Origin of the sequence: Janthinobacterium rivuli (genome assembly GCF_009208735.1) — a bacterium.
Lineage (GTDB): Bacteria > Pseudomonadota > Gammaproteobacteria > Burkholderiales > Burkholderiaceae_D > Janthinobacterium.
Genome location: NZ_WFLJ01000009.1, coordinates 50,432 through 75,510 on the forward strand (window position 1 = coordinate 50,432; position 25,079 = coordinate 75,510).

Below are 25,079 nucleotides of genomic sequence, written 5' to 3' on the forward strand. Positions count from 1 at the left end.
TCACGCTCCTTGCACGGTGGACGCGGCGAACTTGCCGCTGCGGCGGCGCGACAGCATGCCGATGGCCCCCAGGCCGGCCAGCATCAGCATGTAGGTCGACGGTTCCGGCACGGCGCTGATGTTGATATTGTCGAGCGCGAACTGGCCCTGGTTAAAGGCGGGGAAATCGAGGGAATTGCTGCACACGCCAGTGTCATTAAAAATGCAGGCGTTGAAGGTCAGGCCCGTAAACGCGTAGTTGCTGAAGCCGCCCAACAGCGAAGCGCTCTGGAAATGGTAATTGCCATCGCTGCCCTGGCCGGGAAACGCCAGCGAGGTGCTGATCACCTGGCCGTTGCTGAGGGTGCCGCTCAGCTGCAGTTCGCCCCACTGCAGATTGGGCAAGCCGGACACGGGGGCGATGAAGGAATAGTCGAAACCGGCCAGGCTGAACGCCTGGCGGTCGGCGCGCGCGAAATTCACGCCGCCATCGTTGAGGATGGCCAGGTAGTTGCCGCTGGCGCCCTGCGGGCAGGCGGCGATATCGCACGACGAGCCCACGCGGCCGTCGAGGATGGCGCCCACGCCGCTGACGCCGCCGCCGGCCGCCGTCGTCGGGTCGGCCAGGAACAGCAGGTTGTAGCTCGACGTATTGAGCGTCTGACCGCTTTCATAGACATCGGGGCGCAAGTTGTCGAAGCTCAGGACACCAGCCATGGCCGGCGCCGTAGCCAGCACGGACAAGGTGGCCAGCGCGGCCAGGATGGTGGCGCGACCGCGGGTAGCGGGCGGATGGGCGGTGGCGGGCGATACCCGCGCAGGTGATAAACGATTCATTCTATTCCCTTGAGTGTTGTGGATAGAGAGGTCGGCAGGTCTGGCGCCCGCTTTCAGCTTTTTCGCAAAAGTGTCAACAAATATAGCAAATCGCATAAAACAAATATCATATTTCCAATATCATTTATTTATTTTTTATCTAACTCCGCGAAACTTTGTTTTGTTTTATCTATGAAAGTTTGAGGAACCTCAACGTTACATTTGGACAACAATGCATCGCACGGCAGGCGTGCGCGCCAGCGGGCCGGCGCGACTTCAGATATGCTCGAAAACCGCGCCTGCCATATCGTCACCACGCGTCACATGGCGGTACACCTGTTCCATCCTGGAACACTGCCTGTCACCCGCCGCGCCGCCTTCACGCCTCCCTTGCGCCCCGCACCGATGGCATGAAGCTTGCACAACAAGAAGATCGACCGTGCTCAGGGAGCAGCATCATGGAACACTATCAACTGGCCGGCAACGGCCGCTCGGGCACGCGGCCTGCCTGGCGCGCTTGGCGCATCGTCGCGTACTGCGCGCTGGCGCCGGCGTTTTTCCTGCTGGCCGCCAGGCTGGATCTGGCCGAGCGGCTGACGCACGCGCTCTGGCGCCAGGAGCACTGGCAACTCGATGAACTGGTCCTGAGCCTGCTGCTGCTGGTATTGGCGCTGGCCGGCTTTGCCGTGCGGCGCGGACGCCAGGTGGCGCTGCTGCTGGCGCAAAACCGCGCCCTCACGCAGCGCCTGCTGCGCGCGCAGGAAGAAGAGCGCTGCGCGCTGGCGCGCGAGCTGCACGATGAAGTGGGACAGGACTGCACGGCCATCCGCGCCGCCGCCAGCTACATCCTGCGCGCGCGCGAGGGCGACCAGGCGAATGTGCAGGCCTGCGCCGCCAGCATCGCCCGCTCCTCGGAAGCGCTGCATGCGATGGTGCGCAGCATGCTGCGCCGGCTGCGTCCGCCCGTGCTCGACAGCCTGGGCCTCGAAGCGGCCCTGCGGGCGCTGTGCGACAGCTGGTCACAGCAGCACGGCATCGCCTGCCATTTCGCGCCGCATGCCATCCCCGCCGACCTCGACGACGGCACGGCCACCGCCATCTACCGCCTGGTGCAGGAAGGCTTGACGAACGTGGCGCGCCACGCGGGCGCCGACCGGGCCACGGTGGAATTGCGCGCCGATGCGCATGGCTTGCTGCACCTGGCCATCGAAGACAATGGCCGGGGTTTGCGCCAGGACATGGCGCAGGACTGCGGCTTCGGCATGCTGGGCATGCGCGAGCGCGTGGCCGGCTTGCGCGGCCATATCCGCTGGATCAGCGCGCTGGGCAACGGTTTGCGCATCGAAGTGGCCCTGGCGGCACGGTGCGCGGCATGAACAGCACACTGCAACCCATCCGCGTGATGCTGGTGGACGACCACCCGGTGGTGCGCACGGGCTACCGGCGCCTGCTGGAACAGGGCGGCGACATCGCCGTCGTGGCCGAGGCAGGCAATGGCGAAACGGCGTATGGCTTGTACCTGGAGCACACGCCCGACGTGTGCGTGACGGATTTGTCCATGCCCGGCATCGGCGGCCTGGAATTGCTGCGCAAACTGCTCGCGCGCGACGCGGGCGCCCGCGTGCTGGTGTTTTCCATGCACGACACGCCGCAGCTGATCGCGCGCGCGTTTGATGGCGGCGCCTGCGGCTTCGTCAGCAAGCAAGCCGACCCGGAACACTTGGTCGACGCCGTGCGCGCCGCCCACGCGGGCCGGCGCTACCTGGACCCGCACAGCGCGCCCGGCGTGCTGCAGGGCACGGCCCGCATGGAAGCGGAGCGCTTGAGCAGCCTGAGCCAGCGCGAATTCGAAATCTTCCGCCTGCTGGCCGAAGGCCGCAGCGCCGCCGACTGCGCCCGCCTGCTGCACCTGAGCGGCAAGACGGTGGCCAACCACCAGACCTGCATCAAGGAAAAACTCGACGTGCCCGGCCCCGCCGCCCTCGTGCATCTTGCGCTGCGCAACGGCGTCATCGAGCATATCCACCCTTAAAAAGCGTAGCGCACGCCCACGTTCACGCTGCGCGGCGCGCCGGCCGCATAGAAGGTCGCATTGACCATCGGATAGTCGCCGTTCACGGCGGGCAATGGCCGGGCGGCGAAATTGCCGTTGGCGTCGAAACCCGTCGCGCCCAGCTGGGCCGCCGTCGCATATTTCCGGTCGAACAGGTTATTCACCTGGGCGAACACGCTCAGCTGTCGCGTCAGCTGGTATTTGCCGTTCAATTCCACCACGGCGTAGCCGCCGCTCTTGCCCGCGCCCAGGTAAGCCGGTCCGCCCGCCTGGTGCGCATTGTTTTCATTGCCGCGCGCATACGCGCTGGAGACGGCCGTCATGGCCAGGCCCACCGTCCAGTCGCGTCCTCCTTGAACGTCCACGTGCGCCTTGAAGATATGGCTCGGCGTCAAAGGAATCCGGTTGCCGGGCGTGATGACGATATTGCCTTCCAGGCCCGGTGCTTCCGCGTCGCTGCTGCTGTTGGCGCTGCCGTTGACGAGCTCCCGGCTTTGATACGTCGCCTGCAGCCACGTGTAGTTGACGCCGAAGTCCAGCGCGCCCGCCTTGCCGTCCGCCGCCAGTTCCACGCCCTGGTGGCGCGTCTTGCCGAAATTCTTGAAGTAGCCGAAACCGGCCTGGTTGTCGGCGACGAACAGGATATCGTCGTGGTTTTCCGCGCGGAACACGCCGGCACTCCAGCGGGCCACCGCGCCCCACTGGCCGCGCACGCCCGCTTCCCACGTCTTCGTCACCACCTGTTTTAACGGCGGATCACCGGCCATGGCGTTGGGCAGGCGGCACGGATTGTCCGGGTCGGCGCAGCCGAGCTCGATGGCCGTCGGCGTGCGGCTGCCCTCGTTGTAGCCAAGATAGGCACCGATGCCGGCCACGGGCGCATAGGCCAGGCCAATGGCGGGATTGAAGCGGCTGAAACGGTGGTCGCCATCGAGCGAGCCGCTGCCGCCGCCGGGCGTGATGGCGTCGCGGTTGCGCACGGTGCTGCGGTTGTAGCGGCCGGAAACGGTCAAGGTCAGATCCTGGTTGAATGCCATGCTGTCGCTCGCATACACGCTCCAGGTGCGCATGCGCCCGCTCAAGTCGACGCGGTTGTCGACGGGCGTGCCGTCGTCGTCGATTTCCGTGCCATCGGCGAAGAAGTCGACGGGCGTGATGCTGCGATCCGAATTCAAATAGCCGAACTGGCTGGTCTGGCGGAACGTGGCGTGGCTCATGTCGTAGGCGGCGCCGGCCGTGACGGCGTGGCGCATGCCGGCCACGTCGGCCAGCGCGGTGAGCTGGCCGGAAAACCCATAGTTTTCCTGCCGCGTATGGCTGCGGTTGAGCATGCCGTTGCATTTTTCGGCCGGCTCATCGTTGAGCAGCACGTTGGCGATGCAGCGCCACTTCGGGAAAGGCGTATTGATTGCATTCGCCCCGCTGGCGGGAAAGCCCGTGTAGCCGGCCGCCGCCAGGGCCGCCCGCTCGGCCGCGCCGGGCTGGTAGACGGATTGGTCAAGCGACTCGTCGCTCAGGTCGCCGTTAAACGTGTGCGTATCGATCTTGCGGTAGTACACATTGCCGGACAGCAGCAAGCCGGCGCCGGCCTGGCGCTTGCCCGTCAGATTCAGCAAGGTCGACCTGTTTTCCGTCAAATCCGGCTTGGTGTAGACGCTGCGGTAATCGCGCGCCAGCAGGCGCTGTTCCTGCAAACCGTTGCCCGTCAGCGCATTGTCCGCGTGGGCCACGGTAACGGCGATATCGGTGCGCGCATCGCTCCAACCCAGCTTGCCAAACACCTGGCGCACGTCGGACGGCGAATCGTCGCGCCAGCCGTCTTCCTTGAAGCGGTTGCCTGTCACGTACCAGTGCCAGCCCTGCGCATTGCTGCCGCCATGTTCGACTTCGACGCCGCGCCGTTGATCGGAACCCAGGCGCGCCTCGATGGCGGTGCCGGGACTGCCGCGCCCATCCTTGGTTTGCAGGGCCAGCGCGCCGCCCAGGGTATTCAAGCCGAACAGGGGATTCGAGCCCGGCATCAAGGTCAGCGATTCGATGGCCATGCGCGGGATCAAGTCCCAGCTGACGACGTCGCCAAACGGCTGGTTCAACCGCATGCCGTCCAGATACACGGACAGTCCTTGCGGCGTGCCCAGCAGCGGTGACGCCGTGTAGCCGCGGTAGCTGACGTCGGGCTGGAACGGGTTGTTCTGCACCTCGTTCACATAGACGCTGCCCAGGTTGCGGCGCAGGAAGGCGGAAATGTCGAGCGCCTGACTGCCGGCGATCTGCTGCGCGCTGGCCGTCTGCACGGGCGCGGCCAGCGCATCGCGCGGCTGCTCCACGGTGGGCAAGGGCATGCTGCCCGTGATGATGACGGTGGGCAAGTCGCCCGAGATGGCCAGGTTCGCGGCCAGACTGGCGGCGGCCGGTTCGGCGGCCTGCGCCTGGCACAGGGCCAGGGCGGCGGCGGCCAATAAAGTCAGTTTCATGCGTGTCCCCAGTTTTATCATGGTTTTTATGTCTGTCCAGTATCGGACAGCCACCGGGGAATGCGCTAGGGAAAAACTCCCGCCGTGCAGGCAGACTTATCTTTGCAGGGGCAAATAACTCTGCTTAAGCTGGCGCAAGACGAAGCTCGACTTGCTGTGGCGGATGCCGGGAATCTTATACAGTCGCTCGCGCAGCAGGCGCTCATAGTCGCGCGTGTCGCTCACCGCGATGCGCAGGTAATAATCGTAGTCGCCGGACACAAGAAACGCTTCCAGCACTTCCGGGATCATGGCCAGCGCGTGGCCGAACTCGAACAGGGCCTGGTCGGAATGGTCATCCAGCGTGACTTGCACGATGACGGTGTCGGCCAGCCCCACCTTGGCCGCGTTGACGTTCACCGTGTAGCCTTCGATGACGCCATCGTCTTCCATGCGCTTGATGCGCGCCCAGCACGGCGACGAGGTCAGGCCCACCTTGGCGCTCAGCTCGTGCAGGCTGATGCGGGCATCCTGCTGCAGGGCCGTCAGGATGGCGAGGTCGAATTTGTCCAGCTTCATTCTGCTCTTTCTATATTTTGCAGCAAATTTTGCTTAAATATGCATTCTATACGAGAAAACCAGCAGCCTTTTCTGCCGCATCAGGCAGAAAATAAGGCCATGAAACCCGATCCCGCTCCCCTCCTCGCTCCCGCCCACGATCCTGCGCCGCGCAACGGCGCCGTCGTCCTGATCGACACCCTGCTGGCCCTGGGCGTCGACACCGTCTTCGGCTACCCGGGCGGCGCCGTGCTGCCCCTGTACGACGCGCTGCACGCCCAACCCCGCTTGCGGCACGTGCTGGTGCGCCACGAACAGGCGGCCGTGCACGCGGCCGAGGGCTATGCGCGCAGCACGGGCCGGCCCGGCGTCGTCTTCGTCACGTCCGGTCCCGGCATGAGCAATACCACCACGGGCTTGCTCGACGCCCTGTGCGATTCGATTCCCGTCATCTGCATCAGCGGCCAGGTGGCCACCACCAGCATCGGCACCAACGCCTTCCAGGAATGCGACGCGCTGGGCATCTCGCGCCCCGTCACCAAGTGGAACCGGCAAATCCGCGCGGCCGACGAGACGGCGGCCGTCGTGCGCGCAGCATTTATCCAGGCCACGCAAGGCCGGCCCGGCCCCGTGCTGGTCGATTTCCCCAAGGATATGCAGCTGGCGACCGTGGAGGGAACGGCGGCGCTTGCCCCCTGCATGCCGGCAGTGCTGCCCCTGCCGGAGCTCGCCGACCTGGAACATGCCGCCAGCCTGATCGCCGGCGCGCGCCGGCCCGTGTTCTATGGCGGCGGGGGCCTCATCAATTCCGGCCTCGATGCCTGCGCCGCTTTCGGCCAGCTGGTGAAACTGGCGGCCGCGCCGTGCACCCTGACCTTGTTGGGCCTGGGCGCCTTTCCCGCCTCGCACCCGGCTTTCCTCGGCATGCTGGGCATGCATGGCACCCTTGAAGCGAACCTGGCCATGCACCATGCGGATCTGATCGTCTGCGTCGGCGCCCGCTTCGATGACCGGGTCACGGGCCGCCTGGACGCCTTCTGCCCCGGCGCGAAAATCATCCACGTCGATATCGATCCGGCGTCGATCGGCAAGGTGGTGCGCGCCGACGTGGCCCTGCGCGGCGACTGCGCGCCCGTGCTGACGGCCCTGCTGGCGCAGCTGCGCGGACGCTTGCTGGCGGACCGCCAGCCGTGGTGGCGGCGCATCGACGGCTGGCGCGCACAGGATTCGCTGGCGTTCGACGACACGCCGGACGTGATCGCGCCGCAGGCGCTGATGCGGCGGCTGCAGGCGGCGCTGGACGGAATGGATAGCGTCGACGCCATCGTCTCCACCGACGTGGGCCAGCACCAGATGTGGGCGGCGCAGCATTTGCGCGTCGAGCAGCCGCGCCGCTGGCTGACGTCGGGCGGCGCCGGCACCATGGGCTATGGCTTGCCGGCCGCCATCGGCGCGCAAATCGCCCATCCCGAAAAATGCGTGGTGTGCGTCAGCGGCGACGCGTCGATTTTGATGAATATCCAGGAACTGGCCACGGCCATGCAGCACCGCCTGCCCATCAAGGTGGTGCTGTCGAACAATGGCTACATGGGCATGGTGCGCCAGTGGCAGGAACTGATACACGGCGGGCGCTACAGCCACAGCTACACGGAAGCGCTGCCCGACTTCGTCGCCCTGGCGCGCGCGTTCGGCTGGCAGGCGCACACGGTAAGCCGGCGCGACGAGCTCGACGCGGCATTGACGGCCTGCCTGGCATCCGACGGCCCGTATTTTCTCGACGTGCGCGTGCATGGCGCGGAAAACTGCTTCCCCATGCTGGCGCCCGGCGCCGGGCACCATGAGGTCACTTTATCCAAGGGAAAGGTGTACAGCGAGCGGTAGGTCGGATGACGGCCCTTCGGCCCTCATCCGACCTACGTCCATATTCGATAGATCCAGTAACTTTCATCATCGCGGCTGGCACGCGCCAGTTCGGTGGGAGTCAGGCCCGTGATGGCGCGCACCTCGCGGCACAGGTGGGCCTGGTCGGCGTAACCGCCCTCGGCGGCGATATCGCTCCATGAGACATTGCCTTGCAGCATGGCCTCTCGCGCGTCGAGAAACGACTGTTCCGCGCGGCGCATGCGGCGCAAGGTGCGCATGGGCTGGCCGGCCCAGGCCTTGATGCGGCGCTCGATATGGCGCGCGCTGCTGGCCAGGCCCGTCGATGCCGCCTGCACGCCCAGGCGGCGCACCCAGTCCTGTATGGCGCCGGCCGGATGGTCGCCGCTCTTGCGCGCCACCGCCCAGCGCGGCGCCAGGAACGCTTCCACCAGCGCGATGCGTGCCGCGTCGTCGGGTGCGGCCAGCACGGCATCGGACAGCGCCAGCCAGTCGGCGTCGAACAGGGGTTCGAGCGGGCGCACCTGGTCGAACAGGAGCGCCATGTCGATGCCCGTCAGCGCATGCAGGGCGGCCGGATACAGCATCACCATGAACGAGTGCACGGGGCCGGGGTTGTAGCTGACCAGCGGATAGCCGCGCGGGCCGCTGAACAGCGCGGGCGGCATGCGCACCTGCAGCAGGTCGGGGCCAGGCGCCGCCGCCTCGACCTCGCCGGCGACGGTCCACAGCAGGCAGCACATGGGCGTGGCGGGAAACCGGTTCAGGCGCTGCGCTGGCGGCAACGGCGCGCAGCGCGTGGTGTCGCGCACGAGGAAGGCGCGCACGCAGGAAGCGAGCGCGGTGCGCGGCGCGATCAAACGGGTCAGGGGCGTAGGGGCGGCAGGCATGGCGACGATTGTACCGGCATTTTCTGCTTGCGCGCGATGTCGTATTCGTTCAAGACGCGCAAACGCAAGCGCGCTACAGTGGTGTCATTGTCGCCATCCACCAGGAGAATGCCATGCCCCCGCTCGACCACGCCGCCGCGCCCGCCGCCAGCACGGCCCTGCGCCAGATCCGCCAGCTGCCGGGGCCATTTGCACTGCCCGTCATCGGCAACGCGCTGCAAGTGAAACTGCCGCGTATCCACCGCGACGTGGAAGGCTGGGTGCGGCGCTATGGCCCCTTCATGCGCGCCTGGTTCGGCCGCACCCTGGTGCTGGTGGTGGCCGACAGCGACGCCGTGGCGGCCGTGCTGCGCGACCGCCCGGACGGCTTCCGGCGCCCGCTGTCGAGCTATAAGATTTCGGTGGAAATGGGCGGCAACCCCGGCCTGTTCCTGGCCGAAGGCGGCGCGTGGCGCAACCAGAGGCGCATGGTCATGGCCGGCATGGCGCCGGGCGCCATCAAGGCCTACTTCCCCGCGCTCGTGACGGTGGCGCAGCGGCTGCAGCGGCGCTGGCAAGTTGCCGCCACGCAAGGCCGGGCCATCACCCTCGATGACGATCTGAAACGCTACACGGTCGACATCATCGCCGGCCTGGCCTTCGGCACGGAAGTCAATACACTGGAATCGGGCGAGGACGTGATCCAGCGCCACCTCGATGCGATCCTGCCCGCCGTGGCGCGGCGCAGCCTGTCGATGCTGCCGTACTGGCGCTACTTCAAGCTGCCCGTCGACCGGCGCCTGGACCGCGACGTGGCGGCGCTGGACGTGGCCGTGGCCGACCTGGTGCGGCAGGCGCGCGCCCGCCTGGAGCAAGACCCCGCGCGGCGCGTGCGCCCGCCCAACCTGCTCGAAGCGATGCTGGCCGCCGCCGATGAGCCCGACAGCGGCGTGGACGACCGCGCCGTGGCCGGCAATGTGCTGACCATGCTGCTGGCGGGCGAAGACACGACGGCCAACACGCTGTCATGGATGATCTACCTGCTGCAGCGCCACCCGCACTGCCTGGCGCAGGCGCGCGAGGAAGTGCGGCGCCTGGCGCCCGACGTGGCGCGCTTCACGCTGGCGCAAATGGACAGCCTCGATTACCTGGGCGCCTGCGCCAGCGAAGCCATGCGCTTGAAACCGGTGGCGCCCTACATCCCGCTCGAAGCGCTGCGCGACACGGTGGTGGGCGACGTGGCCGTGCCCGCCGGCAGCATGCTGTGGTGCGTGATGCGCCATGACAGCGTGTCCGACGCGCACTTTCCCGACGCGCAAGCCTTCCAGCCCGAGCGCTGGCTGGCGGACGGCGCGGAGGCAAACAACAAGCGCGCCGCCATGCCCTTCGGCGCCGGCGTGCGCACGTGTCCGGGCCGCTACCTGGCCTTGCTGGAAATCAAGATCGCCATGGCCATGCTGCTGGGCAGCTTCGACATCGCCGGCGTCGACACGCCCGATGGCGGCGAGGCGCAGGAACTGATGGGTTTTGTGATGTCGCCCATCGGCCTGAGCATGCGCCTGGCGCCGCCGCGGTGATACCATGGGGGAAGTCCCATTCATTCGACCTCCCCATGACTATCCGCCTCGAATCGCCGCAGCAAGCCGACGTGCAAACCCTGATCGCCGAACTGGATGCGTATCAACAAACGCTGTATCCGGCCGAGTGCGTCTACTCGCTGGATCTGGCGTCCGTGCCGCAGGACAGCCTGCTGTTCGCCGTCGCCCGCGATGCCGCAGGCACGGCGCGCGCCTGCGGCGCCATCGTCGTCACGCCCGATTTCGGCGAGCTCAAGCGCATGTACGTGCACCCGGACAGCCGCGGCCTGGGCCTGGCGCAACGCCTGCTGGCCTTGCTGGAAGAACAGGCGCTGGCGCGCGGCTGCCGCTTGCTGACCCTGGAAACGGGCATCCACCAGCCCGCCGCCATCGCCCTGTACGCGCGCCACGGCTACCAGCGGCGCGGACCGTACGGCGACTATCCCGACGATCCGTTCAGTGTCTTCATGGAAAAACCATTGCAGGTGGCCGCATGAACGCGCCGCTCGACAGCCTGCTCGACATCCGTGCCCGCCTGCGCGCCTTTGCCGACGAGCGCGACTGGGACCAGTTCCACACGCCGAAAAACCTGGCCATGGCCCTGTCCGTGGAAGTGGCGGAACTGGTCGAGCACTACCAGTGGCTGGCCACAGGCGCGAATTGCGAACTGGACGAGGCGAAGCGCACGGGCATCCGCCACGAACTGGCCGACGTGCTGATGTATCTGGTGCGCCTGGCCGACAAGAGCGGCGTCGACCTGCACGCGGCCGTGCTGGACAAGATGGAATTGAACGCGCAGAAATACCCGGCGCAGCAGGTGCGCGGCGATGCGCGCAAATACAGCGAGTACTGATCCCCCAGCCGTGCGTGGCTGATGCGCAAAAAGGCGTAGCATCAAGGCATGCGTGCCTACTTACCTCTCCTGCTGGCTTTGCTGCTTCCTGGCGCTGTTGCGCTGGCGCAAACCGCGCCCGTGCCGCAAGTCAAAGTGGACGCCACGCGCGACCCCGTCGACAAATCCTACCGCAAGATGCTGCAGGGCGTGGACCGCTTCGAGCGCGACCATGCGCTGGCGCCGCAGGCCGTGCTGCGCTTTCGCTTGCTGCCGCGCCAGCCCGGCGTGGACATGACGGGCGTGCAGCTGCGCATCGCCGGCGACACCGTCAGCATCCCCTTGCCCCTGGCCGAGGACAACAGCTTTGCCCCCGTGCGCAACGCGCAGGCCGCGCGCGAAGACGCGATCCTGATCGCCAACCGCAGGGCTTCCACCATGAGCTGGCGCGCGCAGGTCATCACACCCGGCTTGCCGCCCGGCACGCGACGCCTGGGCGACCTGCGCCTGGAATGCCGCGCCGGCATGGATTCGGGCCTGATCTCGAACGACCCGCAAATCATCGCCTGGCTGTCCAGCATGCTCTACAGCACGGACAAGGTGTGTTCCGAGCCGGACGGCAATTATCTGTTCTTCACGGACCGGCCCCTGTTCGGCGTGACCCTCGTGCACGGCGAGCGCCGCCTGGCGCTGCCGTTCACCATGCTGTACGCGGGCGGCGAGCAAACGCCCGCCTCGCTGCCCTATTGCGATTGCCAGGTCTTGCTTGACCGCACGTATTACGCGCCACTGTGGGACCCAAACTGGCCGGATGACACCCTGCTGGAATTTACTTACATGGACGAGGTGGCGCCATGAAACGGCTGTCGCTGATCGTGCTGATGCTGCTGGCCGCGTGCTCGGGCACGCGCGCCTTGCAGGCAAGCAAAAACGTACCGTACGCTACGCTGGAACAGACGGTGCGGCCGGGCAGCAGCACGCGCGAGCAGGTGCGCGCCGCGCTGGGCGAGAGCACGTCGATCCGCTTCGACAGCGGCAATGAAGTATGGATGTACACCTACCCGGCGGCCTCGGGTGCGCAGGGAGAATATGTGATTCTGTTTGGCGGGGATGGGGTGGTGAAGAAGGTGCGCAGCGGAGAAGTGTATCGGGTGAAGAAGTAAAAAGTACCCTACAGACAAAACCCGGGGTCGCACCTTAAGGACTCGGCGTCCCCGTACGACCCCAGCCTTTCGCCGTTGGGGTAATTATCTCGCCTTCAGCAAGGCCCTTGCCGCCACGCCCGCGCCCACGCTGCGGCCCACGCCGGCAACCTTGCGCTTGGGCGACGCCTTCAGTTTGAAGATGCCGATCGACTGGGCCACGCTGTCGGTGCGCTGCGCCAGGTTGGTGGCGGCGGCCGCCGCCTGCTCCACCAGCGCCGCATTCTGCTGCGTGATGCCATCCATGTGGATGACGGCCTGGTTGACCTGGCCGATGCCCTGGTTCTGCTCGCGCGTGGTCGAGGATATCTCGTCCATCACTTCCGTCACGCGGGCCACCGAGGCGATCACTTCCGTCATGGTGGCGCCCGCATTGCTGGTCAGCACGCTGCCCGCATTCACGGTGGCGATCGAATGGTCGATCAGGTTTTTCACCTCTTTCGCCGCCGTCGCCGAGCGCTGCGCCAGACTGCGTACTTCGCCGGCCACGACGGCAAAGCCGCGGCCGTGCTCGCCCGCGCGCGCCGCTTCCACGGCCGCGTTCAAGGCGAGGATGTTCGTCTGGAAGGCGATGCCGTCGATGAGGCCGATGATGTCGAGAATCTTGCGCGACGAAGTGCTGATCTCGTCCATCGTGGTCACCACTTCGCTGACGATGGTGCCGCCCTTGGCGGCGACCTTGGACGCCTGCGCCGCCAGGTCGTTGGCCGTGGCCACGTGGTCGGCGCTGTTTTGCACCGTGGACGTCAGCTCTTCCATGCTGGCCGCCGTCTGCTCGAGGCTGGACGCCTGCGATTCCGTGCGGCTGGACAGGTCCATGTTCCCGGTGGCGATTTCCGCCGTGGTGATGCGGATATCCTCGAAGTTGGCGCGCACGTCGCCGATGATGCTGTGCAAATTGATATTCGTCTGGCGCAAGGCCGCCATCAATTGCCCCATGTCATCGTCGCGCACCTTGTCGATGACGCCCGTCAAGTCGCCACCGGCCATCTTGCGCGCCACCGTGATGGCCTCGCCCAGCGGGGCGACGAGGGAATTGTGCAGATGGGCCCAGAAATACAGCATCAGCGCCACGGCGGCGGCGGCGGCACCGCTGAGCCAGCTGCGCGTGGCCGTGCTCGTGTCACCGTCGATATTCCACACGGCGCAACCGAGGATGGCCAGCACCACGCCAAAGACGATGCAATGCAGGGCCAGGTCTTGCGACAGGCTCAGCTTGCGCCACTCGGCCAGCTTGGCGGCCCAGCCCTGGCGCACGACGCGGCCCTTGCGGATCGCCAGCTTGGCGGTATTGCCATCTTTAAAACTTTTATACAGGGCTGCCGCTTCGTTGATCTGCTCGCGCGTGGGCTTGGTGCGCACGGACATATAGCCGATCGGGCGGCCATTCTCGATGACGGGCGTGATATTGGCGAAGACCCAATAAAAATCGCCATTCTTGCAGCGGTTCTTGACCATGCCGGTCCAGGGCATGCCCGTCTTGATGGTGTCCCACAGGTCGGCAAACGCTTCGGCCGGCATATCGGGATGCCGCAGGATATTCTGTGGCGCACCCAGCAATTCCATTTCTGAAAAACCGCTGACCTCAATGAAATACTGATTGGCGTAATTGATGTTTCCCTGCAAATCCGTGGTGGAAACAATCGTCATGCCTTCATTTAATACGTATTCATTTTGCGTGATAGGCGTATTGACCCGCATCGTCGCTCCTCTATATTTTTTCAACTAGCATAACAAAAACATAAAAACAATATACCACATCAAGCACCCATGATATATCGCCTCGGCGACAGTGACGCTGGTCAAACAATTTAATAAAAGTCAATTATTTTATGTTTTACAATTTACTTTAACTCAACTTGATTAGCTTTATTGAAATGCAAAATCTTAATGACATGCAGTATGGATAATTAATTAAATAATATTTATTGTTATCGAGCGCGAGAAACAAGCCGTATATGCCGATTAAATGACGGCAACCACAGTTCGATAGGGAAAATCCATGGCGCAACCATCCGCGTTAGTAACGGAGGGACATGGTTCGTTTACTGGAGGGAAATAAAAACTGGCGCGAACGCGCCAGTCGGGGATGTGTCTCCAATCCGCGACACAGGCGCCGGGGAGACGCCTGTGATGGGATCGCTTACTTGAACGTTTTGCGCGGCGATTTCGGACGCGGTGGCGCAGGCTTGCGCTCCGTCGTGCCGTCGTCCAGGCTGATGCGCAGTTTCTGGCCCGAGACCACGACCGATTTCAGGTGGTCGAGGATTTCCGGCGGCATGCCTTCCGGCAGGTCCAGCACGCTGTAATTGTCAAAGATATCGATGCGGCCGATATGCTTGGCTTCCAGGTTCGCTTCGTTGGCGATGGCGCCAACGATGTTGCTTGGCGTTACGGCGTGCTCGCGACCCACTTCGATGCGGTAGGCCGTCACGCCTGGGCGTGGACGTTCCTTCTTCGGCGCGCGCGGCGCTGGCGCTGCGTCGCCCGCATCCGCTGGCGCATCCTTGAACGCTGGCGCGGACTTGGCGGCGAACGGCTTGCGCGGCGCGGCTGGCGGCGCCAGGTCCGGCGCGTCGCCGTCGCGGCTGATGCGCAGCTGCTGGCCCGCGACCCACACGGTTTTCAGCTGGTCCAGCAATTCTTTCGGCATGCTGTCCGGCAAGTCCAGGACGCTGTAGTCGTCATAGATTTCGATGCGGCCGATGTTTTTCGAATCGATGCCCGCTTCGTTGGCGATGGCGCCCACGATATTGCCCGGCTTCACGCCATGCTGATGACCGACTTCAATGCGGAAAGTCTGCATGCCGGCGTCGGCAGGACGGGAGATGCGTTCCTTTTTCGGGAAGGCCGGGCGTTCGCTGCGCTCGTTGCGGTCGAAGCGGTCGCCCCGTTCCGGACGGTCGTTGCGCTCGAAGCGGTCTTGGCGCACAGGACGGTCGTCTTGCCACGTGGCTTGCTCGCGCGCCTTGTTCTTGTCCAGCAACAGCGGCACATTGCCACGCGCCATCTTCGCCAGGGCGGCGGCGATTTCGATGGCGGGAATGTTCTGTTCGCGTTCGAAATCTTCGATCAGCGACTGGAACTGTTCCAGTTCGCCCAGGGCCAGGGTTTCGCTGATCTGTTCCTTGAACTTGGCGATGCGCACGTCGTTGACGGCCTGGATCGTCGGCAGTTCCAGCATGCCGATCGGCTGGCGGGTCGAGCGTTCGATGGCTTTCAACAGGTTCTTTTCACGCGGAGTGATGAACAGGATCGCTTCGCCGCTGCGGCCGGCGCGGCCCGTGCGGCCGATGCGGTGGGTATAACTTTCCGGATCGTGCGGCACGTCATAGTTGACGACGTGGCTGATGCGCTCGACGTCCAGGCCGCGGGCGGCCACGTCGGTTGCCACGAGGATGTCGATCTTGCCATCTTTCAACTGCTGGATCGTGCGCTCGCGCTGCGCTTGCTGGATGTCGCCATTGATGGCGGCGGCCGAGAAGCCGCGCGCCTGCAGCTTGCCGGCCAGCTCTTCCGTGCCCAGCTTGGTGCGGGCGAAGATGATCATGCCGTCAAACGCTTCCGCTTCCAGGATGCGGGTCAGCGCGTCGAGCTTGTGCATGCCCGACACCAGCCAGTAGCGCTGGCGGATGTTGTCGGCCGTGCCCGTCTTGGCGGCGACCGTCACTTCGGCTGGGTTCACCAGGTAGGTCGTGGCGATGCGCTTGATGACGGAAGGCATGGTGGCCGAGAACAGGGCCGTTTGATGGCCATCCGGCGTTTCTTTCAAGATGCGTTCGACGTCGTCGATAAAGCCCATGCGCAGCATTTCATCGGCTTCATCGAGCACCAGGGTTTTCAGCTTGGACAGGTCGAGCGAACCCTTGTCCAGGTGATCGATGACGCGGCCAGGGGTGCCGACGATGACGTGCACGCCGCGGCGCAAGGCCGACAGTTGCGGGCCGTAGCTTTGGCCGCCGTAGATCGGCAGCACGTGGAAGCCGGGAATGTGGGCGGCGTACACCTGGAACGCTTCGGCGACCTGGATGGCCAGTTCGCGCGTCGGTGCCAGGACCAGGGCTTGGGGTGAGCTTTGTTTCAGATCGATGCGCGACAGGATCGGCAAGGCGAAGGCGGCGGTTTTACCCGTGCCCGTTTGCGCCTGGCCCAGCACGTCGCGGTTCGCGAGCAATAATGGAATCGTGGCCGCCTGGATAGGCGACGGTGTTTCGTAACCGACATCCTTGAGCGCGCGAATCAGCGGCTCGCTCAGGTTAAGGTCGGAAAATAAGGAAATTGGTGTATCAGACATGAAATCACTCACAAGTTCGCTCGAATCGCCCAATGCGAAAGAGTGTATCCGCTAGTTTACTCTTTACTGGACCGTACCGGGTGGAACGGCGTGGCAGAACGCCATTTTTTGCATTCTAAAACGCAGAAAAATCGGCGATCCGCACGCAATTGGTGCAAAAAGCAAGCAATATTATGTGTTTTGCAATAGATATGCCGCTTTTACAGGTGCGCTTCGATATTGCTTGCCGCATCGACCGAGTGGCGTAAAAATTCCAGCAAGTCCTCATTCAAGCGGTCCTTGTGCGTCGTCGCCAGGCCGTGCGGCGCGCCCGCATACACGAGCAGCTTGCTGCCGATGATGAGCTCGGCAGTGCGCCGCGCCGAGGCGGCAATCGGCACGATCTGGTCATCGTCGCCGTGGATCACCAGGGTCGGCACGTCGAACTTGGCCAGGTCGGCGGTGAAATCCGTCTCGGAAAATTGCTTGATGCACAGGTAGGCGGCGGGCATGCCCGCCTGCATGCCTTGCAACCAGAAATGCTCGCGCACGCCCTGCGACGGTGTCGCACCGGGCCGGTTGTAGCCATAGAACGCCTCGCTCAAGTCGCGGAAGAAGGCGCTGCGGTCGGCCTGCACGCCGGCGCGGATGGCGTCAAACGTCGACAGCGGCAAGCCCAGCGGGTTGTCCGTGGTCTGCAGCATCAGCGGCGGCACGGCACCCACCAGCACGGCGCCCGCCAGGCGGTCCGTGCCATGGCGGCCGATGTAGCGCGCCACTTCGCCGCCGCCCGTCGAATGACCGACGAGCGTGGCGCCCGTCAAGTCCAGCGCCGTGATCAGGGCGGCCAGGTCGTCGGCATAGGTATCCATGTCATTGCCATCGAAGGGCTGGCTCGAGCGCCCATGGCCGCGCCGGTCGTGCGCGATGACGCGGTAGCCGCGCGAGGCCAGATAAAACATCTGGTCTTCCCAGGCGTCGGACGACAGGGGCCAGCCGTGGCTGAAGACGACGGGCGGCCCGCTGCCCCAGTCCTTGTAGTGGATCAGGGTGCCGTCGGCGATACGCAGGGTATTGCTCGATTGCAATTCAGGGCTAGTCATGGAACGCTCCTTGTCGGTGGGCCAGCGGCCATTGTGGCCGCAATCGGCTGGTGCGCGCCGCGCGCTACGCCAGAGCATTGCGGTAGAGTAAGATTGCCGCTGCTTTGTATTCACTTTTGGAGTTCTCATGCGTTTCGCCTTCGTCCTCGCCGCCAGCCTGCTCAGCACGGCTACCTTCGCCCAACCGCTCGTGGCCGAGGCGCCCCTGCGCGCCCACCTGTCCTTCCTGGCCGACGATTTGCTGGAAGGACGCGGCACGGGCCAGCGCGGCGGCGACCTGGCCGTGCGCTACCTGGAAACCCAGGCGGCCGTGGCCGGCTTGCAGCCCTTGCCTGATGGTACGTATCGCCAGGCGCTGACCATCGTCGGCAGCAAGGCCTTGCCATCGAGCACAGTAACCTTCAGCGCGGGCGGCAAGACCTTGTCCCCCGCCTTCGGCAAGGACATCGTCTTTGGCGCGGCCAACGGCCAGCAGACAGTGGCGTTCGACGCCCCCGTCGTGTTCGCCGGCTACGGCATCCGCGCTCCCGAAGAGCAGTGGGACGATTTCAAGGGCATCGATCTGAAAGGCAAGCTGGTCATCATGATGGTCAACGACCCGCAGCCCACAAGCGCCGAGCCGAACCGCTTCGCCGGCAAGTCGCTCACGTATTACGGCCGCTGGGTCTACAAGTACGAGGAAGCGCTGCGCCAGGGTGCCGCCGGCGTGCTGCTGATCCACACGACGGCATCCGCGTCGTATCCATGGTCGGTGCCGGCCAACGGTTTCGGCCATGAGCGCTTCAACCTGGCCGGCGCGGGCAACGCGATGGAAGGCTGGTTGCAGGAAGACATGGCGCGCACGCTGTTCCAGGCCGGCGGGCAGGACCTGGACGCCTTGCGCGCGCAGGCGGAAACGCGCGAATTCCGCCCCGTGGCCTTGAACGCGACGGTCAAGGTGGCGCTGAACAGCCAGATCCGCAGCATCGAGCAATTCAACGTGGCCGGCATCGTGCCCGGCACGGACCCGAAGTTGAAGGACGAGGCCGTCATTTACTCGGCGCACTGGGACCACCTGGGCAAGGATGACGACGGCGGCAGCCGCGGCGGGCAAAGCGACCACATCTACAACGGCGCCATCGACAACGCCTCGGGCGCGGCGGCCCTGCTGGCCATGGCGCAAGTGGCCGTGAAACAACCGGCGCGCCGCACGCAGATCTTCCTGTGGCCGGCCGGCGAGGAAACGGGCATGCTGGGCAGCACGGCCTACACGCGCAAGCCCTTGTGGCCGCTGGCGAAAACCGCCGCCGACCTGAACCTCGACAGCATGAACTTTGTCGGCAAGACGCACGACATCGGCGTGGCCGGTGCCGAGCGCAGCAGCCTGTACGCGAGCGCCGCCAAGGTGGCCAAGCGCATGGGCTTGCGCCTGGCGCCCACCATTCCCGACCTGTCCGGCGCGTTTTACCGCGCCGACCATTTTGCCTTCGCCAAGGCTGGCGTGCCCGCCTTCAACGTGGGCTCGGCAGTATTCTCCGGTGACGGCTCCTTCGACTTCGTCAAGGAGCCGAAAGTCTCCGGCGAACGCCTGGTGGCGTTCAAGAAGGATTACCACCAGGTGAGCGATGAATACCACCCGTCGTGGGACTTGTCGGGCATGCTGCAGCAGGCGCAGTTCACCCTGAACCTCGGCTATGAAGTGGCGAATGACAAGAATTTGCCGACATGGAACAAGGGCGAGGCGTTTGGCAAGGTCAAACGCTAGGCGCCATGAAAAACACCGGCCCGGGCCGGTGTTTTCATTTAAATCGCCATGATGCGTTTTAAATCAATGAATGCCGTTTCATACAAGTGCTGGAACGCGCCCACCATGACCTCTTCCACGCCTTCGGCCGCGTCGAACTCGCTCGACCATTCCGCCACGCAGGAAGCGCCGCCCGGTTCGCCCGTGACGCGCAGGGTGGATCGGTAGTTCTTGACGGGGATAGGGCCCGAGACGATGGTGTAGCTGTAGCTCTTGTCCGCTTCGCTGTAGCTTTGCAGGCGCTCGGCGATGATGGCGCCGTCCGTGGTTTTCAGGCGGCGCACGCGGCCGCCATGTTCGGACAAGCTGGTCTTGATCGAGCTCGACCATTCATTCAGCGACTGGAAGCCGCCGATAAAATCCCACACTCTTTCGGCGCTTGCCGCCAATGTTACAGAAACAATTACTTGGGCCATCTTTAATTCGGTTCCTCATCCAGGTTTGCCGGGCGCCGCGCCCGGCCGGCCGGAGTTGCCCGGCACAGCCGCTATTTTAGCGCCCATGCGGCTTTGCTGCTGGGCGGGAAATGGAGGCGGGCCGGGCTGAACAGACAGTCTTACAGATTTTCTGCCAGGAAAATCAAGGAATTGCCATGCGCGTGGGCGGCCGCGCGCTGCTGGTAGCTGTCGCGGTGGGTGCAGTTGAAACCGTGCTCGGCGCCCGGATAGATATGGATTTCCACGTCTTGCCGGTCTTCGAAGCGCTCGGCGATCTGTTGCACGGCTTGCGGCGGAATATGGCTGTCCTGCCCGCCGAAATGCATGAGCAGCGGCACCTGGATGCGGTCGGCCAGGTCCAGCTTGTTCTGGATGCCGCCGCCGTAATAGGCGATGGCCGCGTCGACCAGGCCGGCGGCGGCCGTCTGGAACGACAGGCGGCCGCCAAAGCAGTAGCCGACCGAAGCCAGCTTGCCCGTCACTTCCGGGCGCGCGCGCAGGACGGCGACGGTGGCGGCGATATCGCTGTCGGCATGCGCATTGTCGGTGGCCTGCATCAGTTCGACGGCGCGCTTCCAGCCGTCCGCGTCATAGCCCAGCTCGATGTGCGCGCCGGCGCGCCAGAACAGGTCGGGCACCAGCACCACGTAGCCGTCGGCCGCGTACTGGTCGGCCACGGCGCGGATGTGCTCGTTGACGCCGAAAATTTCCTGCAACAGGATGATGGCGGGGCCCTTGCCCACGTGCGGCACGGCCAGGTAAGCCTGGAAGTTGCCGTCCGGCCCGGCGATATCGATCCACTGCGATGTTGTGCTCATAGAAACTCCAGTCTGAGGTTGGGGGAAATGCCACAGCCAGGCATGTTACTGGTTTTTCCCCCTTTCCGCGCCCACCCTTTGTTCTGGCTCAATACATCTCGCGCAGATAAATCACGGGACCCGATTTGAAGACGCCAAAGACGACGGTGCCCACGGTGCTGGGCAAGTACACAATACCGGGTACGGACACATCGACGCTGCCGCTCTTGCCAACGCCGGGCGCCGCGAGGACCAGGCGATTCTTCGGCGGCAAGATGCCCTTGTCGAACGTGTAAGTAATGATAGTGCCAGCAGGCAATACAAAATCCTTGCACACCAGGGTTTTCTTGCAATTGGCAAACGTGACCAGCGTGCTGTCGAACGCACTGATGCTGTCCAGCAGGCTGGTAACCCAGGTCTTGCCATCCCAGTACTGCGCCTGCACGGCCAGCCGCACGGGATAGCGCTCGGAACCGTAGTCATGCGGCACCATCAGGCGGCCCGTGAGCACGGTCAGTTGCGCTTCCTGGCCATCGGCCGGCGCCGAGCTCACATTGCCGGCCGCCGGATAGGCATACGTCGCGCGCAGCAGCAGCCCCGTCGGCGATGCCAGCGCTGTCGGCTCCTTGGGCACGGCATAGGCGGCGGGGAAGCTGTAGGCGATGGTGCGCGTGGCAACGCCATTGGTAAAACTGGTGACGGGCACGCCCGCTACGGCCGCAGGCACTTTTGCCCCATCCGTCAGCGTGCTGCCCGATGGCGCCGTGGGCGGATAGTTGTTCTTCCCCGTGGCCACGTCATACGGGACCAGCGTCACTTGCGTTTTGTTGATGTCGTCATTCCTGGCGTCGAAGTTCTTCGTCTCCTTGCCGGCGGCCGTCTGGGCGCGGATGGTCAGGTCGAACGGCTGGCGCGAATACACGGCGCGGTTGCCGGCGCAGGCGAGCGGCGCGCTGCACGGGAAAGGAAACTCCGTCTTCGCCCCCCCCGGGAGGTCCACTTTCTTGATGACCAGTTCCGTCACAAAGTGGTGCGGATAGAAGAGCACGGGGTCGCTCGTCCCCGGCGACGTCAGGCTGCTGCCCAGATAACCGTTTTGCAGCGCCGCCGTGAAATTGACCTTGCCCACTTCGGGCCAGATCAGCGGCGGCGCCGCGATGACGCCCCCTTTCGTCACGAAATCGAGATCGCCGCCGACCTGCGGATTGACTACGCCTGTGTAGAGCGGCGCCTGCAGATTACGGTCGAGCACGACTTTCTGCACAGCGACACCGCTTTCGTTGCCAAAGTTCTTCGTCACGGCATCGAGCGCGTTGACGGCCGACAGCATGATGGTCGCATCGGGCGTCAAGGGCGCCGCCGCCAGGCCGGCGCGCTGAATCGGCGCCAGCTTCGTGAACTGAAATTTCGCTGGCGCCACGATGACCGTGCCGCTGCCGCTCATGTCCAAACCTTTGTCGCTGCCGCTGTCCGGCTTGTAGGCAGCCGTCAGGATCAGCGCTCCCGCGTCGGCATACAGCATGTTCGGCCTGGCCACGCCGTCGACGCCGAACGTCACATTCACCTTGGTGCTCGCCACGGCGCAGCTGCTCTGGTCACTGCCAGCCAGGGCGACATAGTTATTTTTGGCGCTGTCAAAGATGCGCGCAGGCAATGTTCCTTTGCCCGGATTGCTGTACGCGCAAGTCAGGTTCAATTGCTTGGTCTGGCTGGCGAACAAGGGCACGCATACGTCCCTGTTGCCGGACGAGGTCTGCAAGGCGCTGATTTCCAATGGGCCCGCCACTTCCGCGTAGCGCGGAACACCGCTCACCTGGAAACCGCTGGAGAGAAAGCTGATCTGGCAATTGCTCGTGCTACCGCCGCTCTTGCACACCAGCGCGCCCGTCGTGGCGGGCGTGCTGACCAGGCTCAGCGTGGCGATGCCCACCGTGGTCTGGCGCAGCGTGACATTGGGGTTGACGCCAGTGGCATCGATCTGCGTCGGCACGCCGCCCGGGCTGACGGTGACGCTGGGGCTATTCTTGTAGACCGCGCTGCAGCTGGCATCGGCACAGGCAGTCACCGTTACCGTGGGCACCTGGCACGTGAGCGCCGTCAGCGGGTGCTCGATCTGGAAATGGTGCAGTCCGCTCGGCGTGCCGGGGCCGCATTTCGGCCCCATCGGTTCATTGAAGGCCCAGCCGCTGTTGTTCGTCACGCAGCTGCACGGATTCGACGGCGTATACGCCTTGCAGGTGATGATTTGCTGCACCCGCCCCTGCCAGCCCAGGGTGATGTGGTCGACCTTGGCGTTGCCCGTGATATACGCGTTGGACGAGTCAAGGGTCACCTCGCCGGCGTCCACATTGCCCTTGATGCCATTGCCGGAAGCAATCGACAAGGAATTGCTCGCGTCCACGTCGCCGGTAACGAGCAGGCCGGACGCCTTCAGGTCGATCGTCGGTGATTTCAGGTTGCCCGTCACCTGGCTGCCGGAACCGATGGTCAGCGAAGTGGTCGCCGTGATATCGCCCTGGATGCGGGTGCTGGCGGGCAGGATGTTGACGACGGTGCCGCTGATGGCCCCGTTGATGACGGAACCCGAGGCGATTTCCACCGGGCCCTTGGCGCTGATCTTGCCCGTCACCGTGACGTTGTTCGAGCCCATCTTGATGGTCGTGGCCGAAATATTTGCCGTGACGGTCTGTTCCTGCGAGCCCATGAGGAAAGTGCCGCCCTCGGCTGTCAGGTTGCCGCCCGTTACTTTCAGGTTCGGCGGATTGATATCCTTGATATCCAGGTTGCCCTTGACCGTCAGCGTGGCATCGCCGCTCATCGTCAAGCCCTGGTTATAGCTCATCGCCAGGGAACTGTTGACCGTCACGGCATAGGCGCTGCCGATGACGATGACGTCGGTAGAGCCCAGCGCCAGCGAGGTGCAAGTATATTGGGTGCTGGATGCCGGCAGGCTGCAGCCGTTGACGGCGCCGCCATTGAAGTTGAGCGTGGCCGCGTGGGCAAGGGATGCGCCCAGCAGCAATGTCAGGGCGGCAAAAATGTGGAGTAAGCGCACGATATCGAGGAATCCGGTGGGTGGGAAGCCAGCGGGCGCGCGGATTATTTCATGCTAACCTACGCCATCGCTGTTGTTGCATTATGGCAGTATTTATCCCCCTCGCGCATATCGCATGATCAAGCAAAGCCCCAAAGAATTCCCCCTGCGCACCGTCGACATCATCGTCTATCCCGGCTTCAAGGCGCTCGAAGCCATCGGCGCCATGAAAGTGTTTGACTACGCCAACACCCATTTGCGCCTGCGCAATCTGCCCGGCGGCTACGACGTGCGCATCGCCTCGACGGCCATCGGCCCGGTCGAGTCGGACACCCTGATGTCGCTGCACGCCAGCAAGGCGCTCGATGCCAGCCGCTTGCCCGACCTGGCCGTCATCGTCGGCTGCCACCACGTCGAGCAAGTCTTGCAGGATATCCCCACCCTCGCCGCCTGGGTGGCCGAGGCGGCGCCGCGCATCGACACGCTGGCGGCCCTGTGCACGGGCTGCTTCTTCCTGGCCGAGGCCGGTGTGCTGGACGGCAAGAGCGCGGCCACGCACTGGAGCGCCGTGGACAGCCTGCGCCAGCGCTATCCATTGATACAGGTCAATGCCGATGCGATTTTCGTACGGGAAGGGAAATTCTGGACGTCGGCCGGCGTGACGGCCGGCATCGACCTGGCGCTGGCCCTGGTGGAAGACGATTTCAGCCGCGATATCGCGCTGGAAGTGGCGCGCGACCTGGTGGTGTACTTGAAGCGGCCCGGCGGCCAGTCGCAGTTTTCCGTGCACCTGTCGAGCCAGATGACGACGCATCCGACCATTCGCCAGTTGCAGGGCTGGATCATGGAACATCTGGCCGAAGAGCTCACGGTGCCGCTGCTGGCGGCCAGGCTGGCCATGAGCGAGCGCAATTTTACGCGCGTGTTCCAGCGCGAAACGGGCACCAGCCCCACGGAATTCATCGACACGGCCCGTTTCGAAGTGGCGCGCCGCTTGCTGGAAGACAATGTGTCATCCCTAAAACAGGTGGCCGCGCAGGCGGGCTTGCATAGCGAGGAAAGGCTGCGCCGCCTGTTTCAAAAGAAACTCGCCATCACGCCGCGCGATTACCGCGAGCGCTTTTCCAGCACGGCGCGCTAGGACTTCAGCGCGGCTTGCCGTGACGTACGTGGCGCGTGGCCAATTGGCGGCTCTGCCGGGCCAGCGGTGTAAACAGGAGTGCGCACAGCAGATAGGTGGCCAGCAGCGCCAGCCAGATGGCGGGCGTGGCGAGGATGGCGGCATTGCTCCACCACAAGGCCAGCAGGGATGACAGGGCCGCGCCGAGGAAGACGGGCAGCATGCGGCGCAAAGTCGCGAGGTAGGCGGTGGCAAACATGGACGGCTCCCAGAGCAAGGCGGATGTCTTCACACTAGCAGGGGCAGGCGGTG

At 64.7% G+C, this 25,079-nt stretch carries 21 protein-coding genes; 10 read left to right on the plus strand and 11 right to left on the minus strand.

Annotation, left to right across the window (positions count from 1 at the left end; genetic code table 11):
* Positions 1 to 816, minus strand: a complete 816-nt coding sequence (locus GCN78_RS13415) for an NF038120 family PEP-CTERM protein (RefSeq protein WP_193316726.1) — start codon at positions 814 to 816, stop codon at positions 1 to 3.
* A gap of 437 nt (positions 817 to 1,253) precedes the next feature.
* On the opposite strand from GCN78_RS13415, the gene GCN78_RS13420 reads away from it, so the two are divergent.
* Together GCN78_RS13420 and GCN78_RS13425 are read left to right on the plus strand one after the other, a co-directional pair.
* Positions 1,254 to 2,171 (plus strand): histidine kinase, encoded by a 918-nt coding sequence (locus GCN78_RS13420; RefSeq protein WP_193316727.1) that lies wholly within the window; start codon positions 1,254 to 1,256, stop codon positions 2,169 to 2,171.
* Positions 2,168 to 2,827 carry a response regulator transcription factor gene (locus GCN78_RS13425; RefSeq protein WP_152252171.1) on the plus strand — a complete coding sequence of 220 codons (660 nt, stop codon included), beginning with the start codon at positions 2,168 to 2,170 and terminating at the stop codon, positions 2,825 to 2,827. The genes GCN78_RS13420 and GCN78_RS13425 overlap by 4 nt, the downstream gene beginning before the upstream one ends.
* Here the strand turns inward: GCN78_RS13425 and GCN78_RS13430 are convergent.
* Entirely contained in the window at positions 2,824 to 5,322 is a 2,499-nt protein-coding gene (locus GCN78_RS13430; protein WP_226939626.1) for a TonB-dependent receptor, read from the minus strand. The genes GCN78_RS13425 and GCN78_RS13430 overlap by 4 nt on opposite strands.
* 96 nt (positions 5,323 to 5,418) lie before the next feature.
* Entirely contained in the window at positions 5,419 to 5,880 is a 462-nt protein-coding gene (locus GCN78_RS13435; RefSeq protein ID WP_034784295.1) for an Lrp/AsnC family transcriptional regulator, read from the minus strand.
* Between the two features lie 99 nt (positions 5,881 to 5,979).
* Between GCN78_RS13435 and ilvB the strand changes: the two genes are divergently transcribed.
* Positions 5,980 to 7,740, plus strand: coding sequence for a biosynthetic-type acetolactate synthase large subunit (ilvB, locus tag GCN78_RS13440; protein ID WP_152252173.1), 1,761 nt, complete (start codon positions 5,980 to 5,982; stop codon positions 7,738 to 7,740).
* Between the two features lie 32 nt (positions 7,741 to 7,772).
* On the opposite strand, the gene GCN78_RS13445 is transcribed toward ilvB, so the two are convergent.
* Positions 7,773 to 8,630, minus strand: a complete 858-nt coding sequence (locus tag GCN78_RS13445; protein WP_226939627.1) for a helix-turn-helix domain-containing protein — start codon at positions 8,628 to 8,630, stop codon at positions 7,773 to 7,775.
* 113 nt (positions 8,631 to 8,743) lie between these two features.
* Between GCN78_RS13445 and GCN78_RS13450 the strand changes: the two genes are divergently transcribed.
* From GCN78_RS13450 to bamE, 5 genes are read left to right on the plus strand one after another with little or no spacing between them, the layout of a single operon-like run.
* Positions 8,744 to 10,186, plus strand: coding sequence for a cytochrome P450 (locus GCN78_RS13450; protein WP_152252174.1), 1,443 nt, complete (start codon positions 8,744 to 8,746; stop codon positions 10,184 to 10,186).
* A gap of 35 nt (positions 10,187 to 10,221) precedes the next feature.
* A complete protein-coding gene (locus GCN78_RS13455; RefSeq protein WP_152252175.1) occupies positions 10,222 to 10,683 on the plus strand; it encodes a GNAT family N-acetyltransferase in 462 nt (153 codons plus the stop codon).
* Positions 10,680 to 11,039: a nucleotide pyrophosphohydrolase gene (locus tag GCN78_RS13460; RefSeq protein WP_152252176.1), complete on the plus strand. Its 360-nt coding sequence runs from the start codon at positions 10,680 to 10,682 to the stop codon at positions 11,037 to 11,039. The genes GCN78_RS13455 and GCN78_RS13460 overlap by 4 nt, the downstream gene beginning before the upstream one ends.
* Before the next feature lie 48 nt (positions 11,040 to 11,087).
* On the plus strand, positions 11,088 to 11,876 hold the full coding sequence (locus GCN78_RS13465) for a hypothetical protein (RefSeq protein ID WP_152252177.1): 789 nt from the start codon (positions 11,088 to 11,090) through the stop codon (positions 11,874 to 11,876).
* The gene (gene bamE, locus GCN78_RS13470; RefSeq protein ID WP_152252178.1) at positions 11,873 to 12,181 is read left to right on the plus strand and encodes an outer membrane protein assembly factor BamE domain-containing protein; all 309 of its coding nucleotides are present in this window, start codon (positions 11,873 to 11,875) and stop codon (positions 12,179 to 12,181) included. Before GCN78_RS13465 ends, bamE begins: the two co-directional genes overlap by 4 nt.
* 84 nt (positions 12,182 to 12,265) lie before the next feature.
* Here bamE and GCN78_RS13475 read toward each other — a convergent pair whose 3' ends face one another.
* The 3 genes from GCN78_RS13475 to GCN78_RS13485 all read right to left on the minus strand — a co-directional run bounded on the left by GCN78_RS13475 (position 12,266) and on the right by GCN78_RS13485 (position 17,596).
* Entirely contained in the window at positions 12,266 to 13,921 is a 1,656-nt protein-coding gene (locus tag GCN78_RS13475) for a methyl-accepting chemotaxis protein (RefSeq protein WP_152252179.1), read from the minus strand.
* A 442-nt stretch (positions 13,922 to 14,363) separates the two neighbouring features.
* Positions 14,364 to 16,514 (minus strand): DEAD/DEAH box helicase, encoded by a 2,151-nt coding sequence (locus tag GCN78_RS13480; protein WP_152252180.1) that lies wholly within the window; start codon positions 16,512 to 16,514, stop codon positions 14,364 to 14,366.
* A 200-nt stretch (positions 16,515 to 16,714) separates the two neighbouring features.
* Positions 16,715 to 17,596 carry an alpha/beta fold hydrolase gene (locus GCN78_RS13485; RefSeq protein ID WP_152252181.1) on the minus strand — a complete coding sequence of 294 codons (882 nt, stop codon included), beginning with the start codon at positions 17,594 to 17,596 and terminating at the stop codon, positions 16,715 to 16,717.
* 127 nt (positions 17,597 to 17,723) lie between these two features.
* Here GCN78_RS13485 and GCN78_RS13490 point away from each other — a divergent pair, with 127 nt between their 5' ends.
* Entirely contained in the window at positions 17,724 to 19,340 is a 1,617-nt protein-coding gene (locus GCN78_RS13490; RefSeq protein WP_152252182.1) for a M28 family peptidase, read from the plus strand.
* A gap of 38 nt (positions 19,341 to 19,378) precedes the next feature.
* On the opposite strand, the gene GCN78_RS13495 is transcribed toward GCN78_RS13490, so the two are convergent.
* The 3 genes from GCN78_RS13495 to GCN78_RS13505 form a co-directional block, all read right to left on the minus strand.
* Positions 19,379 to 19,795: an SRPBCC family protein gene (locus tag GCN78_RS13495; protein ID WP_077399161.1), complete on the minus strand. Its 417-nt coding sequence runs from the start codon at positions 19,793 to 19,795 to the stop codon at positions 19,379 to 19,381.
* Between the two features lie 140 nt (positions 19,796 to 19,935).
* Positions 19,936 to 20,634: a dienelactone hydrolase family protein gene (locus GCN78_RS13500; protein ID WP_152252183.1), complete on the minus strand. Its 699-nt coding sequence runs from the start codon at positions 20,632 to 20,634 to the stop codon at positions 19,936 to 19,938.
* 88 nt (positions 20,635 to 20,722) lie between these two features.
* Positions 20,723 to 23,668: a polymer-forming cytoskeletal protein gene (locus GCN78_RS13505; protein WP_152252184.1), complete on the minus strand. Its 2,946-nt coding sequence runs from the start codon at positions 23,666 to 23,668 to the stop codon at positions 20,723 to 20,725.
* Between the two features lie 115 nt (positions 23,669 to 23,783).
* Between GCN78_RS13505 and GCN78_RS13510 the strand changes: the two genes are divergently transcribed.
* Positions 23,784 to 24,788 carry a GlxA family transcriptional regulator gene (locus GCN78_RS13510; protein WP_152252185.1) on the plus strand — a complete coding sequence of 335 codons (1,005 nt, stop codon included), beginning with the start codon at positions 23,784 to 23,786 and terminating at the stop codon, positions 24,786 to 24,788.
* Positions 24,789 to 24,792: 4 nt separating this feature from the next.
* Here the strand turns inward: GCN78_RS13510 and GCN78_RS13515 are convergent, their stop codons facing one another.
* Entirely contained in the window at positions 24,793 to 25,026 is a 234-nt protein-coding gene (locus tag GCN78_RS13515) for a hypothetical protein (RefSeq protein ID WP_152252186.1), read from the minus strand.
* Positions 25,027 to 25,079 lie beyond the last annotated feature (53 nt).